Annotated in this window: 19 protein-coding genes; 9 read left to right on the forward strand and 10 right to left on the reverse strand. The window is 70.4% G+C overall.

The genetic code is table 11. From position 1 onward, the window contains the following. Window positions 1-158: 158 nt before the first annotated feature. Window positions 159-692 (forward strand): NUDIX hydrolase, encoded by a 534-nt coding sequence (locus OOK31_RS21265; RefSeq protein ID WP_267088857.1) that lies wholly within the window; start codon window positions 159-161, stop codon window positions 690-692. Here OOK31_RS21265 and OOK31_RS21270 read toward each other — a convergent pair. Beyond that, the gene (locus OOK31_RS21270; RefSeq protein WP_267088858.1) at window positions 662-2020 is read right to left on the reverse strand and encodes a hypothetical protein; all 1359 of its coding nucleotides are present in this window, start codon (window positions 2018-2020) and stop codon (window positions 662-664) included. The two genes, OOK31_RS21265 and OOK31_RS21270, sit on opposite strands and share 31 nt — an antisense overlap. 578 nt (window positions 2021-2598) lie before the next feature. Between OOK31_RS21270 and OOK31_RS21275 the strand changes: the two genes are divergently transcribed. The 3 genes from OOK31_RS21275 (at window position 2599) to OOK31_RS21285 (ending at window position 4834) form a co-directional block, all read left to right on the forward strand. Continuing rightward, window positions 2599-2754 carry a hypothetical protein gene (locus OOK31_RS21275; RefSeq protein ID WP_267088859.1) on the forward strand — a complete coding sequence of 52 codons (156 nt, stop codon included), beginning with the start codon at window positions 2599-2601 and terminating at the stop codon, window positions 2752-2754. Window positions 2755-2843: 89 nt separating this feature from the next. Beyond that, window positions 2844-4055: a cupin domain-containing protein gene (locus OOK31_RS21280; RefSeq protein WP_267088860.1), complete on the forward strand. Its 1212-nt coding sequence runs from the start codon at window positions 2844-2846 to the stop codon at window positions 4053-4055. Further along, a complete protein-coding gene (locus tag OOK31_RS21285) occupies window positions 3989-4834 on the forward strand; it encodes an aldo/keto reductase (protein ID WP_267088861.1) in 846 nt (281 codons plus the stop codon). The genes OOK31_RS21280 and OOK31_RS21285 overlap by 67 nt, the downstream gene beginning before the upstream one ends. Here the strand turns inward: OOK31_RS21285 and OOK31_RS21290 are convergent. Together OOK31_RS21290 and OOK31_RS21295 are read right to left on the reverse strand one after the other, a co-directional pair. After that, the gene (locus tag OOK31_RS21290) at window positions 4825-5682 is read right to left on the reverse strand and encodes a hypothetical protein (RefSeq protein WP_267088862.1); all 858 of its coding nucleotides are present in this window, start codon (window positions 5680-5682) and stop codon (window positions 4825-4827) included. The genes OOK31_RS21285 and OOK31_RS21290 overlap by 10 nt on opposite strands. Window positions 5683-5805: 123 nt before the next feature. Further along, window positions 5806-6393, reverse strand: a complete 588-nt coding sequence (locus OOK31_RS21295; RefSeq protein WP_267088863.1) for an HhH-GPD-type base excision DNA repair protein — start codon at window positions 6391-6393, stop codon at window positions 5806-5808. Between the two features lie 122 nt (window positions 6394-6515). On the opposite strand from OOK31_RS21295, the gene OOK31_RS21300 reads away from it, so the two are divergent. Next, a complete protein-coding gene (locus OOK31_RS21300) occupies window positions 6516-7328 on the forward strand; it encodes a VOC family protein (RefSeq protein ID WP_267088864.1) in 813 nt (270 codons plus the stop codon). A 70-nt stretch (window positions 7329-7398) separates the two neighbouring features. Here OOK31_RS21300 and OOK31_RS21305 read toward each other — a convergent pair whose 3' ends face one another. The 5 genes from OOK31_RS21305 to OOK31_RS21325 form a co-directional block, all read right to left on the reverse strand. Beyond that, window positions 7399-7611 carry a hypothetical protein gene (locus OOK31_RS21305; protein WP_267088865.1) on the reverse strand — a complete coding sequence of 71 codons (213 nt, stop codon included), beginning with the start codon at window positions 7609-7611 and terminating at the stop codon, window positions 7399-7401. Between the two features lie 91 nt (window positions 7612-7702). After that, the gene (gene lepB / locus OOK31_RS21310) at window positions 7703-8413 is read right to left on the reverse strand and encodes a signal peptidase I (protein ID WP_267088866.1); all 711 of its coding nucleotides are present in this window, start codon (window positions 8411-8413) and stop codon (window positions 7703-7705) included. 34 nt (window positions 8414-8447) lie between these two features. Then, complete coding sequence (locus OOK31_RS21315; RefSeq protein WP_267088867.1) at window positions 8448-9371, reverse strand: helix-turn-helix domain-containing protein; 924 nt, start codon at window positions 9369-9371, stop codon at window positions 8448-8450. Between the two features lie 284 nt (window positions 9372-9655). After that, a complete protein-coding gene (locus OOK31_RS21320; RefSeq protein ID WP_267088868.1) occupies window positions 9656-10369 on the reverse strand; it encodes a hypothetical protein in 714 nt (237 codons plus the stop codon). A 100-nt stretch (window positions 10370-10469) separates the two neighbouring features. Then, window positions 10470-10817, reverse strand: a complete 348-nt coding sequence (locus tag OOK31_RS21325) for an ATP-binding protein (protein ID WP_267088869.1) — start codon at window positions 10815-10817, stop codon at window positions 10470-10472. Between OOK31_RS21325 and OOK31_RS21330 the strand changes: the two genes are divergently transcribed. The 4 genes from OOK31_RS21330 (at window position 10795) to OOK31_RS21345 (ending at window position 12596) form a co-directional block, all read left to right on the forward strand. Continuing rightward, window positions 10795-10971 carry a DUF397 domain-containing protein gene (locus tag OOK31_RS21330; RefSeq protein ID WP_267088870.1) on the forward strand — a complete coding sequence of 59 codons (177 nt, stop codon included), beginning with the start codon at window positions 10795-10797 and terminating at the stop codon, window positions 10969-10971. The two genes, OOK31_RS21325 and OOK31_RS21330, sit on opposite strands and share 23 nt — an antisense overlap. A 12-nt stretch (window positions 10972-10983) precedes the next feature. Continuing rightward, window positions 10984-11196, forward strand: coding sequence for a hypothetical protein (locus OOK31_RS21335; protein ID WP_267088871.1), 213 nt, complete (start codon window positions 10984-10986; stop codon window positions 11194-11196). Window positions 11197-11342: 146 nt separating this feature from the next. Next, window positions 11343-11762 carry a molybdopterin-binding protein gene (locus tag OOK31_RS21340; RefSeq protein WP_267088872.1) on the forward strand — a complete coding sequence of 140 codons (420 nt, stop codon included), beginning with the start codon at window positions 11343-11345 and terminating at the stop codon, window positions 11760-11762. Between the two features lie 138 nt (window positions 11763-11900). Next, complete coding sequence (locus OOK31_RS21345) at window positions 11901-12596, forward strand: hypothetical protein (protein ID WP_267088873.1); 696 nt, start codon at window positions 11901-11903, stop codon at window positions 12594-12596. A gap of 4 nt (window positions 12597-12600) precedes the next feature. Here the strand turns inward: OOK31_RS21345 and OOK31_RS21350 are convergent, their stop codons facing one another. Then, the gene (locus OOK31_RS21350; RefSeq protein ID WP_267088874.1) at window positions 12601-12882 is read right to left on the reverse strand and encodes a hypothetical protein; all 282 of its coding nucleotides are present in this window, start codon (window positions 12880-12882) and stop codon (window positions 12601-12603) included. Between the two features lie 121 nt (window positions 12883-13003). After that, window positions 13004-13456 (reverse strand): molybdopterin-dependent oxidoreductase, encoded by a 453-nt coding sequence (locus OOK31_RS21355; RefSeq protein ID WP_267088875.1) that lies wholly within the window; start codon window positions 13454-13456, stop codon window positions 13004-13006. Window positions 13457-13536 lie beyond the last annotated feature (80 nt).

The following is a 13536-nucleotide window of genomic DNA, read 5'->3' on the forward strand; positions in this document are numbered from 1 at the left end:
CCGCTGTGTTCGGCCCTTCCAGCATTGCGGCACACCGCGCGGACTGCACTTTCTGGCCGGACGCGCGGGTCTGAGCGGCGCCGACACAGATGCGTGAACCTGGCCGTGGTTCAGTCCGGTTCTGCGATGCTGGAGGCCGATCGAGAGGGGCCGCAGCGATGCAGTGGAAGATCCACGGGGAACGTCCGATCTACGAGAACCCATGGGTGAACCTGTGGCTCACCGACGTCGAGACGCCGGACGGGCACCGCTGGGAACACCACGTCGTCAAGCTCCGCCACCTGGCCGTGGCCGCTGTCGTCAACGACCGCCAAGAGGTCCTGATGATGTGGCGCCACCGCTTCATCACGGACGCGTGGGCCTGGGAGCTGCCCATGGGCCTGGTCGAAGCGGACGAGACCCCTGGCGAGGCTGCCGCCCGTGAAGTCCTCGAAGAGACCGGCTGGCGTCCGGGACCGATGAAGCCGCTGATCTACGCCGAACCGGCGAACGGCATCACCGACTCCCAACACCACCTGTTCCGCGCCGACGGTGCCACGTACGACGGGCCGCCGACCGAGAAGAACGAGTCGGACCGCATCGAGTGGATCCCCTTGGCCAACATCCGCGGCATGATCGACCGCCGCGAGATCGTCAGCAGCGGCTCCCTCGTCGGCCTCCTCTACGTCCTGATGGACGAAGGGGTTCGCTGACCCGGCGGGGGAATCATCGCTCGTAGGCGTGCCTCGAAGGCGACTGCGGCCGGCACCTCGCGATACGGCGCAAGCTGCTCGTAGAACTCGCGAAGGTGCCCGGTCACTCGCTCGGACGACACGGCTGCGGCAGGAACCAGCGCCTCTATCGCCGTGTGGCACGCCTGGTCGAGCTTGCCTCGCTGGAGCTGTGTGCGGGCCAGCCAGAAGGCATGGAGCGCCCGGCCCCGCTGGTTCGCGTGGTCCTCCCGGTTCAGCGCATCCGCGATCAGCGGTTCGGCGATCGCAGCTTCTCCGAGACGGCCGTGCGCGATGCCGGTGTCCACGATGAGCTTCGGCTCATCGAAGTACGTCACCCATGCCGGGTCCGGGGCGCCCTCGTGGATGCGCTCGAACTGACTGTGGGCCTCTGAGATCGCGGTGTGCGTCGCCTTCCGGTCCCCCAAGGTTGCGTGGGCGAAAGCTTCGCGCATAGCCAGCATCGCCCGTACTCTCGGCGTCGCCCCGCTGGCGGCACGGGCCTGGTCCTGGGCAGCAGACACCAGTGCGAGCGCGTCCGCCGGCTTGTCCTGGTAGGTCGCTTGCAGGCTCATGCAGGCCAGCACGTTGGCCATGAACGGATGGTCGTCGATCTCTCTGGCCAGTTGCAGAGCCTCCGAGAAGTACGCGCGGGCCTGCTGGTACTGCCGGGCGTCGAAGTACGTCCACCCCGTCAGCCGCGCCAGCTCCGCCGCGATGCCGTAAAGGCCGTTCTGTATCGGCGTCGGCCGCTGGCCCTTCAGCAGCCCTTCGACGTATCGCAGCTGGCCGACGACGGCCGGTCGAAGGGTCTCCCCTCCGTGCTCGTCGTCGCGTCGCCAGTAGTCCGCGATCGAGGACCGGAGCGCCTGGAGAGTGGAAGGGCTCGGCTTGGTCGCGGCAGCCAAGGCAAGGATGCTGTCCACCTCCACCCCGGGTAAGGCTGCGAGCGGCCTGAGCCCGGCGGGCGGGTGTGACGACTCCGGTGGCTCTCGCTCTGCCACGGCAAGCGCGACCGGCGTTTCCCACTCCCGTCGGGCAAGCCCGAGCATGTGCCCCGGGATGCGCAACCCGTCGGCAATCCGCTCGATCACGTCCATGTGGAGAAGCTGCCGTTGGCCCGCGATTACCTCCCCCACCCGGCTCGGCGTCAGCTCACACTGGCGAGCAATCATCGACGGGTAGACGCCTGCGCGCGCCTTGACCAGGCGAAAGATCCTCGCGAAGTCGCGCATCCGGCACGCGTCGATCATCTCGGAATCGGTGAGCAGACTTGCCGGAAGTTCCTTCATGCGACGTGACTCGGGCATCTGGCACGCTCCGGAGGAAGACTACGGATCGCTTCAAGTTCTCAACGGACCGTGATGTTACCCAAGTTGGGTAATCCGCTGGGCCTTTCTGGCCCGTCGTCCTGATCGCGATGCTTCTGGACATGGCGAAGCGACTGAGGACGACCGCCTTGAACGATTCGGCGGGCACTCCTGACACAGAGCGATCGGCCCTTGGGAGATCCCCTGACCTGGGCATAGAACCCCGCGTCCTGATGAGCATCCGGGTGTCGCGGGACTCGGGCCGGACGTGGTCGCCGAGCACGCAGGTCCTGGAAGGCGACCCGTTCGACATCCTTTCCAACCCCGGCCGCTACCCCCCGTGCGAGTGCCCCCGCTGTGGCGGTACGCCGTCGTCGGCCGGTGCCCTTCGGCCGACATCCATCACGCCGGGGGCGTCGTAGTGGCCGCCTTCCGACGTTGAAGGCCCCCTTCCGATCCGTGGCCTCGCGCCACCCCCGTCTCCTCACCGGCCCGGGAACAAAGGGCTGGTGAGGCACGCCCCATCGGGGCTGGGCCGGCATCGGTCGGCCCTGGACTTCCAGGAAATGGAGACACACATGGCAGCACAGAAGGAAGACCTGCTGATCGGCGTCGAGAGCCTGATCACGGTCCAGGACCGCTTCACCGCTGCGGCGGCGGAGTCCGACTCCACCGGCACCTCCGCGGGCGACGACGGCGAGAACCGCGACGGCCTGAACCTCCCGCAGGAGTAGCACCACCAGCACGCCACAGCACCAACCGGGGGCTCGTCAACCACGGCGGGCCCCCGGCCTCACGCCCATGACGCAGACCGGAGGAACACATGGACCACCACTTCGTCACCTCGATGGAGAAAGCCCTCGGCTGGGACGGCCCCAGGGAACTCGGAGCCGCTTTCGCCCGGGGAACGATCGAAGACCTCGATCTGCTCGATCGCCTGCTCAACCCCAAGAAGCTGCTGGACCTGGTGATGCGCCGCAGCGTCACCACCCCCCAGTTCCGCATCTTCCAGGACGGCGCCGAACTACACCCCGGCCGCTACATCCACTCCTCCGTCACCCGGCGGGGACAAGCCATCCCCATGGCCGACATGCACCGCGTCGGCGCGCTGATGCGCGAGGGCTGCACCATGGTCCTGGACGAGGTCGACTTCTTCGACCCGGCCATGGAAGCCACCTGCCGCGCGCTCCAGTGGTGGGCCCGTGAGCTGGTGCAGGTGAACGCCTACCTGACCACCCAGGACGCCAGCGGCTTCAAGCTCCACTGGGACGACCACGATGTCGTGATCGTCCAGCTCGCCGGCCGCAAGAGCTGGGAAGTCCGCGATACCTCGCGCAAGGCTCCGATGTACCGCGACTCCGCCCCCAACTCCGAGCCCAGCGACGAGATCGTGTGGCAGGGCGTCATGGAGCCCGGCGACGTGATGCACATCCCGCGCGGCTTCTGGCACCAGGCCACCCGCGACGACCAGGGCGACGGCTACAGCCTGCACGCCACCTTCGGCATCGTGAAGCGCGTCGGCGTGAACTGGCTGGCCTGGCTCGCCGACCAGGCCCGCACGCAGGAGCTCTTCCGATACGACCTGGACCGCTGGAACTCCCCGGGCCAGTGGGACGGGCAACAGCGGCTCCTGGCCGACGCCGTCGCCGAGATGGCTACGAAGCTGACCCCGCAGGACTTCTTCGATGCCCGCGAGCGGGAACGCCTTGCCGCCCGGCACGTCCCGGCCACCGGCCTGTTCGGCAAACCCGCGGCCGTCGTGTGCGTCACCGACTTCGAGCCCGTGATCGAGCAGCACACCGACACCGTGGACGTCCTCGCCGCAGGCAAGAAGCTCTGCTTCTCCGGCAAGGCGTACTCCGCCCTCGCCCTGCTGCTGAGCGGCCACCCCGTCGACATCGCCGACGCCGCCGAGAAGACCGGCCTGGACGTGGAACAGCTCGCCGAGATCCTGCTGAAGGAGGAACTGTGCACGGAGCTGACCCCCGCCTTGTCCTCGGCCTACACCGGTCTCGTCACCACCGCGACATCCTGACGGCCGCACTCGACCTCGGCGTCACTGCCCTGGACACCGCAGCTCCCTACCTCGGCTTCCGCTCGCACACAGTACTGGCCGAGACGGCCGCTGATCTGCTGCCGAAGTTCGCCGTCTCCACGAAGGTGGGCTTCTTCCCGGGCGCCGGAGGTGCTGAGCACTCCCTCGATCCGAGCCGGCTGCGCCTGGCCATCGAGAAGGCGGCCCGGGAACTCGGCAGAGAACCCGACACCGTGCTCCTCCACAACCCCGAGCGGAGCCTCACGAGCCTGTCCCCGGCCGATGGCCACGCCCTCCTCGGCAGCGCCTGCACCACCCTGGTCGACGCGGCGCGCGACGGCCTGTGCCGCACATGGGGTGTGTCTTCCTGGGACACCCGGCCGCTCGGCATGGTCGGGGTGGACGACCTGCCGTCTCCGGACATCCTCATGGTCCGGGCCGGGTTCCTTGTGGGCATCGACCTCCTCGATGCCACGGCCGTCCTGCGAAGCGTCTGGCAGGCGGGCGAGACCTGGGGCATGAGCCCCTTCGGGGGTGGCAACGGGAAGGTCTGGGAGGACTTCGACCCTCGCCCGTTCCTTCGACCGCCCCACGATGGCTTGTCCCGCGTGCAGGCAGCATTCCGTACGGCGTTCCACCTGCCGAGTGCTGCCGCGGTGGCCACCGGCACCGACAACCCCGGTCACCTGGCCGAGCTGGTCCAGGCCCTGGGCGCGGATGTGGACACCACCGCCGTCAGTCAGTACCTGCGCGCCCTGCATGGGCACCGTCAGAGCTGAAGCTCAGCCACCAGGCGCTCGGCCTCCTTGCGGGCCGGCACCAGCAGCGGATCCTCCTCGTACGCGTGAGGTCCGACGATCTTCGACAGGAAGAACAGCGACATTAGCTTGCCGTCCCGGCCCTCCAAGTCCGCACGCCGCTCCTGGCGGACGCGGTCCGCGAGCGCCCGGACGGCCAGCGCATTGCCCCACAGCGTCGCAGCGTCCAGGCCCCGCGGCGCCATGCCCCAGTCCTCCCAGTCGATGAGGGAGAACTCCGGTCCCATTACGTTGGCCCAGGTCAGATCCGCATGAGCCGGCGCCCACCGCTCGATGCTCGTATCGGCAAGGCCGGGGAAGACCCCACGGAGTGTCTGCGTCACTTGCTGCTGGGTGATCGTCACCGTGTCCGGCGTCGCGATCCGCGGCGTCTGCTGGTCCCCTAGGGCGTCCAGCGAGGCGTTCAGCTCCGCCCACCACGCATCCGGCAGGCCCGGGTCTTCGAGCACCAGGGCGCCCTTGGCGACAGACGGTGACGCAAGCAGCTCCAGCTCATCCGCGCGCCACATCACCGGCTCGCCAGGCTCGCGCCACGCCACGCCCTGGTACCACTCGGGCATCGCGACCCCTTGCAGCACGGCGGCGGCCTCGGTCCCGTTCCAGCCCTGCGGGCCGATCCGCTCGAATCCCCGCCGCTCGATACGCACCCACGTGCCCCGGTCCGTACGGCCACCCAAGGAGCGCCGCTTGCGCACCAGCGCCTGCCGATCCAATCGCACGTGCAGGGCCTGCTCCACGCGCTCCAGCACGTCTTCGACCGGTTGACGGCGCAGGTCCACTCGGGCGGCGACAGGCAGGGAAACAGTCATCAGGACCTCCTCGGCGAACGGATGACCGTAGCAGGAGCGGCCCGTACGAAACGACTCGCTCGTCAATGTCTGGTGCAGCAACTCCCGCCCTGTCTTTGAGTGTTGCTGAGACGGGGCCCCGTCCTACGGGGTCCCCTTCGCGGCGGCCTTCTGCGCCTGCTTGTACTCCCGGACCTTCGCCAGGGACTCCGGCCCGGTGATGTCGGCGGCGGACCGGTACACGTTCGCCCGCCCGTAGTCCCCGGCGGCCTCCCGCCACCCCTTCGGGCGGACGCCCAGCCGTTTGCCCAGGAGCGCGAGGAAGATCTTCGCCTTCTGCTCCCCGAACCCCGGCAGCGCCTTCAGCCGCGCCAACAGCTCCGCCCCGGTGTCCGCGTCGGCCCAGACGGCCTCCGCGTCCCCGTCGTAGTGCTCCACGAGGTACGCGCACAGCTGCTGGATCCGCTTCGCCATCGACCCCGGGTACCGGTGCACGGCGGGTTTCTGCGAGAGCAGCGCGGCGAAGGCCTCCGGGGCGTAGGCGGCGATGGCGTGCGCGTCGAGGTCGTCGGCGCCGAGCCGCTGGGCGATCGTCCAGGGCCCGGAGAACGCCCACTCCATCGGTACCTGCTGGTCGAGCAGCATGCCGGTGAGCGCGGCGAGCGGGCTCCGGGAGAGGAGGGCGTCGGCCTCGGGCTGCTGTGCCAGCCGGATGGTGATGTCGTCGTCCATGCCCCCAGCCTCCCCCGTCCCCACCGCCCGCGCGCGGTCGGCGCGCGATTGTCGGACCCCCCGCCTAGCGTGGGAGCGAAAGGCACGCATGGACACAGAGACGACACAGGAGTCGATCGACCATGGCTGAGTTCCAGGAAGGCGCCCCGTGCTGGGTGGACGCGATGTTCTCCGACGTGGAGGGCGCCAAGGAGTTCTACGCCGACGTACTGGGCTGGACCTTCGGTGAGGCCAGTACCGAGTACGGCAACTACACGCAGGCCTATTCCGACGGCAAGGCGGTCGCGGCCGTCGTACCGCCGATGCCCGGGGGCGACGCCCCCTCGCAGTGGTGTCTGTACTTCGCCTCGCCCGACGCCGCCGCGACCGCCGAGAAGATCAAGGCGGCCGGCGGCGAGCTGGTGATGGATCCGATGCAGGTCGGCACGTTCGGCACGATGCTGATCGCGAAGGAGCCGAGCGGCGCCGTCTTCGGCGTCTGGCAGCCGGGCGAGCACAAGGGCTTCGAGAAGCAGAACGAGCCGGGTGCGTTCGCCTGGGCGGAGGTCTTCAGCCGGGACGTGGCGAAGCCGGACGCCTTCCTCCCGAAGGTCTTCCCGTACGAGACGCAGCAGATGGACCTGGGCGACGCCCCGGAGGCGGCCGGGATGGACTTCAAGATCTTCAGCCTGGGCGGCAAGGACCAGCCGGTGCTGGGCCGGATGAACATGGGCGAGGAGTTCCCGCCGGAGATCCCGTCCTACATCCAGATCTACTTCGCCGTGCCGGACTGCGACGCGGCGGTGGAGAAGACCAAGGCGCGCGGCGGGAAGCTGCACTTCGGGCCGATGGACAGCCCCTTCGGCCGGTTCGCGGCGGTCGCCGACCCGCAGGGCGCGGCGTTCGCGGTGATCGACCTGTCGACGACGTCGGGGGAGATGCCGAAGTTCACCTAGGCCGCCGGTCCGGACGTGCCCGTGCCCCCGCCGGTGTTCGCTCGCGGCGGGGGCACGGGGGTGCGGGGGTTCAGCGCAGGCCGTGGACGATGTACGTGCCGAAGTACGCCGGGTGGTACGCGGGGTGGAGCAGCGGGGCGTGCGACACCAGGGGGGTGTTGGAGTACACGGCGTAGCCGAAGAGGGGCAGCGGGTACGAGGTCTGGGCGGCCTGGGTGGGGGCGCAGGTCAGGAGGGTGGAGCTGAGAGCGAGCGCCGCGGCGGCGGCGATGTTCTTGATCATGGGTGAAGGGATAGCGCCCGCGCGCTTCCGCTTTCCAGCCGGGGACACGCTCCGTCACCCGTATGCCGGAGCCGGTTCACCGAAGAATCGATCATTCGACCGTCGTCATGCCGACCACCTGGGGCAACGCGGCGGCTACGGCGGCTTTCCTGGCCCGCCTGCGGACCACGGCGTACGCGATCCAGAAGCCGATCCCGGTGGGCAGGGTGACCAGCAGGCCGACGATGCCGATGCCGCCGGTCACCAAGTAGCCGACGGGGGTGTCGACGGCCTTGAACCACACCGCTGACAGGGCCACCGTGCCGTGTCCCTCGGAGTCCTGGTTGAAGGAGGAGTCGAAGGAGTTGTTCCGGTTGTCTCCCATCAGGAAGACCCGGCCCTCCGGCACGGTCACGTCGAACGGGACGGTGGCGGGTACGGCGCGGTTCAGCAGGTACGGCTCTTCGAGCGGCCGGCCGTTGAGGACGAGCCGGGAGGCGCCCCGGGTGAAGGTGATCCGGTCGCCGCCGACGGCCACGACCCGGAACAGCGAGTACTCGTCCTGGTCGGGGTGCCAGTGTGGGGACGCCAGTACGACGTCTCCGCGCGCGGCCTCGGTCACCGGCGTTCCGTCGAAGAAGATCCCGTCGCCCTGCGTGTATGTCGGCAGCATGACATCGCCGCCCATCCGCTTCACGTGGTACGCGTTCGGCGCGATGTGGTGGCACCAGGCGAAGGCCGCCGCCAGGAGGGCGGGGCCGACGAGCGTCAGCACGAGGGCCGTGATCCGGAGTCCGCGGCCCGGCCGTCTGTTTTTCGCCATGTGAGCCCCCCTGGACCGAATGTTTGGCCGAATTCTATGGGGGGTCTCCGCAGTCCCCGCACCAGCCCGGGGAGGGGCTCCGGAAGGCCCGGTCGCAGGTCGGACAGGTCTGGAAGGGGTCCGGGGGTACGTACGCGGCGCGTTTGAACTCGGCTTCCAGGATCGGCGGGAGCTGGGCCTTGAGCCGGTGGGCGATCAGCCCGGCCGGGTTGGTGAGCGGGTGGGGGAGCCTGGCCGTCAGCGCGGCGGTGATCCCGTCCATGCTGCCGCCCCGGTCGAGCCAGACCTCGACGCCGTCCGCGAGGCGGTCGATGTCCCGCTGGCCGAGGAGCAGCCGGTGGTCGACGCGGCGGAGCCGGGCGAGGATCGTCATGGCCGCCTGGCGGCGGGGGGAGGGCGGTGCGGGTGCGGGTGCGGGTGCCGGTGCGGCATCCGGCTCAGGCTCCGGCTCGGGCGCCGGGGCTTCGACCTCGGGCTCCGGCTCGGGCTCGGGTGCGTGTACGGGTTCCGGCTCGGGTTCAGGGGCTTCGGCCTGGGGCTCCGGCTCCGGCTCCGGCTCGGGCTCCGGGACGGGCTCCGGCTCCGGGGCCACGGCCGCCGCCGGCATCGGGCGCGTCATCGCCTGGGGGTGGTTGTAGGAAATCGTCCGGGTGACGAACCGCCCGTCGGGCAGCTGTTCCCGGATCCGCCGCAGATAGCCGTGCGCCTCCAGCTCGCGCAGCGCGGCCGCGATCCGGATCTCGCCCTCCGGCAGCCGCCTGGCCAGGTCTTTGATGCTGATGGGGGTCCCGGGCGGCAGCGACTGGATGTACGCGGCGAGGCCCCGGGCGGTGAGCGAGAGCTCGTCGTGCTGGAGCAGGTGGTTGCCGAGGACGGTGAACTTGGACGCGTGCCGGATGTTCGAGTGACGAACTCCGTACGCCGAGCGCGGGCGCGCGATAACCTGCTGAGAAGCCATGGGAAGCCTGCTTACTTCCTGCTTGGTCAGGCCCTCGCCCGGGATTGCCGTCCCGGCGGGGGCCGTCTTCGTTTGTGGGGTGTGTCGGGGCGAGCATATGCCCGGCAACCCGTCGGAAATCCAGCTGAGTTGGACTTGTTCACCCGTGTGAGTGAGGGCGGCTCCGGGGGGAGGCTGGTGGGGTTGGGAAAGGTGCTTTCTCTCAGTACTGCGGAGCAAAAGAAACGTACGGTCCCACCGGCACGCGGTTCACCGGGTCCCGGTGGGAGCCCTCCCATCACGGGTCAACGCGGGGGCAGTTGGTCGTACGTCTTGAAGGTGTAGAGCGCGGACAGGGTGAGGGTGTTGCCGGTCTGCGCGGGCAGGCCGAGGCGGTGGTTGACGAGCCGGGTCAGCGGGCCGCAGTCGGTGGCGGCGGGGGCGGTGAAGGCGGTGTCGGTCGCCGCGAACTTGATGACCGGAGGGTTCTTCGAGATCCACTCCGAGCTGCCGACGCGCCGCAGCCGGATCTCGATCGGCGCCTCTTCGGTGCCGATGACGCAGCCCTCGGGCAGCAGCGGGCTCACGACGCGGTAGCGCAGGGTGAACAGGCCCATCCGGTCGCCGACCGAGTAGAAGTCGGACCGGCCGCCGTACTCCGGCTGGAGGGCGAGCGGGAGGGGCCCGTGGCCCGTCAGCCCGCCGGGGACGGGGGTCGGGCCGCCGCGCAGGGCGCCCCACACCTGGCCCTTGCTCCCGTCGGGGAGGGGGCCCTCGGCGTGGGTGATGGTCATCGGGGCCAGCTCCGGGATGTCCCGGCTGCCGAGGTGCAGCGACCCGGTGGCGGTCAGCACCTCGCACTTCCACTGCGCGGCGTCCACCCCGGCGGGGATGGCCGGGCAGTCGGAGAAGTCGTACGAGGGGGCCTCGGCGGCGAGGGCGGGGGCGACGGCCAGGCCGGTCAGGGTGGCGGCGAGCGCGAGGGCGGCGGCCGTGCGGCGGAGCGTGGTGGTCTGCATGGCTCCCACACTCCCGCCGGGCGCCGTCCGGCAGCCACGGGGACATCCCCCGCCCGACCCTGATCCGCCCCGGATCCCACGTCAGGGACAACGACCGGCCCTACCTGCCCAGTTCGGCCCGGACGGTCTTGCGCGGGACCGGCCCCGGGCTGGTCCCCCAGTCGCGCGCGAGCCCCGCCACGATGGCCAGCCCGTACCGGGGCGCGCCCGGCAGCGCTTCGCCCCGGGCGTCGGACACCTCGACCCGCACCCGGCCGGCGTCGGTGACGCGGAGCGCGAGGTGAAAGTCCCGCCCGGGCACCCGCCCATGGGTGACGGCGTTGGCGGCCAACTCGGCGACGACCTGCGCGGCGTCATGGAACGGCAGCCCCCAGGACCGCAGTTGCTCGACGGTGAGCAGCCGGGCGAGGCGCGCCGCGCGGGGAGTGGCGGACAGCCACTGGTTCAAGAGCAGCTACAGCACCAACAACGAGATCACCAACTGCGTCGAGGTCGCGGCGAACCCCGGGACGGTTCACGTCCGGGACTCCAAGACCACCGGCCCGCAGCTCGTGGTCAGTGACACCGCCTGGGCGGGGTTCGTTTCGTACGCCGCTCAGTGATCGGCGGCCAGGGTGCGCCTCGTCCAGGTCGGGCCCGAGGGCGCCGGATCGCGCGGCGGCCTGATCACCGCCGAGCGGTACGGCGAGCGGTACGGCGAGCGGATCGCCCGGCTGGCGCAGCGCTGGGTGAACGCCGTGCCGTACGAGACGCCCCGGATGACGGAACACGAGGCCCGCGCCCTGTCGGCCTCTCTGGGGGAGGCGGACCTGCTGGCCGGTGCCTGACCGCATCGGCGAGCCGTGCGGGTGGTTCCGGTTGGCGGATGCGAGGGGCTGAACACAAGTCAAAGCACAGCCGCCTAGCGTCGATCTCGTGCGGTTCTTCTCTTCCCGGGCCGCACGAACTGTCTACGTAAGAGGTCGAACCACCCATGAGCCTGAGCATCCGCAACCAGATCGCCGGAACCGTCACCGCCGTCACCGCCGGTGAGGCGATGGCGACGGTCAAGGTCCGCCTCGAGGGCGGCCAGGACATCACCGCGGCGATCACCGTCGACGCCGTCAAGGAGCTCGGTCTTGCCGCCGGGTCCTCCGTGAAGGCCCTGGTCAAGGCCACCGAGGTGGCGCTCGCGACCGGTCCCGTCGAGGGGCTGTCCATCCGCAACCAGATCGCCGGCACCGTCGTCGACGTCGCCACCGGCCCGGCCATGGCCTCCGTCAAGGTCGACGTGAACGGTGGCGGCTTGACCGCCGCGATCACCGCCGACGCCGTCGAGGCCCTCGGCCTGGCCGCCGGGTCCTCCGTCGTCGCGCTGATCAAGTCGACCGAGGTCTCCCTCCAGGCGGCCTGACGCCTCCCGCAGGCTCTGGCGGTCCGTCATCTCCCGTACGGACGGGGGAGAGACGGGCCGCCGTGCCGTTTTCCGGGGCGGGCCGCCGATCCGGTCCTTAGGATGAGCGCGACTGGTTCGTGTGTCCGGGGAGGGGCGATGGAGGACAACCCGTACGCGGTGGAACCGGCCTCCGGGCCCATGCCGCCCGCAGCGCCCGCCCACGCGCCGTGGACCGCGTTCGACGACCACCTGGTGCACACCTGCCGGGTCGTGCACGACCTGATGCACGGCCGGCTCTCCGCGCGCGTGCCGCTGCCCTCCACGGCGCGGCTGGCACCCGGGGAACTCTCGCTCGCGGTGGGCCCGGCCGCCCGCCTGACCTGGCGGGGTCTGGGCGACGGCAGCTACAGCCACAGCAACGTGATGGCCTTCGGGCGCCCGGCCTTCGTCCTCGGCTCGCTCGCCGGGAACGCGCTGGGCAACGCCGCCCGCAAGAGCCGGGCCGCCGCCGACGCCCAGCCGCGCTGGGTGTACGACGGCAACGGCGAACTGACCGTCACCAACCGCCGCGCGTACCTCGGTCAGCCGAACGGGTTTCTGGACCTGAACTGGACGGGGCTCGACACGATCGACCTGGCCGGCCCGGACGTCTTCCAGTGCTCGTTCCAGAACACCCACACCGGCGGGTACTCCACGGTGCGGGTCCAGTCCATGTGGGCGTCCCTGATGTTCGCCCTCGCCGCGCACGTCGCCTTCCCCGCGCATCCGAGGCTGCTCTCCGGAGGCTGGCTGCCGCCGGGCTTCGAGGCGCGGTGCGCGGTGTTCGGAGTCCCCTGCCCGCCGGTGCGGTAGCGACTCACTCGATGAAGACGCTCCGGCCGTGCGCGACGGTCGCCTGGCCGGGGAAGACCGGGTGCTCCACGCGGCCGTCGCAGTTCGGGCCCGACCACACCCAGGCCACCCCGTCCGTCAGGTTCAGCACCTGTGACGGGGCGAAGTCGCCCAGCGGGTAGCAGCCGGACGGATCCTCGTTCGCCGCGCCGTCGATGACCAGCACCCCCTGTGCCGCCTGTGCCGTACCCGGGGCCGCCAGCGCCAGCACCGCCGCCGCCGCACACGCCCCGAGAACCTTCGTCACTCGTCGTCGCATCATTCGCCTGCCTCTTTCCGCTCGCCGACCAGGTGTCATGACTGAAGGTAGATCGACAGTTACGGTCGGTGATACGGCGTGCGGTGGTGAAAGAGGGGCGCGTGGATCTTCAGGAGACCGACACCAGGGCCGGGGCCGACAGGGTGCCGAACCAGACGTGGGTGACGGCGCTGACGTAGCGCGCGCCGCAGCGGTCGGAGGGGACGACCAGCTGGCTGCCCGGCCCGTCGAGGTCCTCGCCGTCGAGGCGGGTGGCCAGCAGGACCGGGCTGCCGCAGAAGTCGGCGTCGAGTTCAGCCCAGGACAGGACGGTGTGGTGGCCGTCGCCGCCGCTGACCGCGAGGAGGTAGCGGCTGCGGTCTTTGCGGCGGCGGGCGTCGAAGACGGGGCCCGCGCCGGCGACGAGGTCCCGCAGCAGCACGCCTTCGAAGACGTGGTGCTGCGGGCCGTTCGTCGCGCAGTCGAAGGTGACCTCCGCCCGGTGCTGGGGCCAGGCGCGCAGGTCGGCGACGCTCAGGGTCGCGGGGTGGTCGAGGTCGCCGTGCAGCAGGAGTGTGGCCATGGGTCCCTCATGCCCGACTCAGGTCGCGCTGGAACCTCATGTGCGAGGTTCAGGGGTATGTATGAGCCGCAGATGGGTCA

This window comes from Streptomyces sp. NBC_00249 (genome assembly GCF_026342355.1).
Classification (GTDB): domain Bacteria; phylum Actinomycetota; class Actinomycetes; order Streptomycetales; family Streptomycetaceae; genus Streptomyces.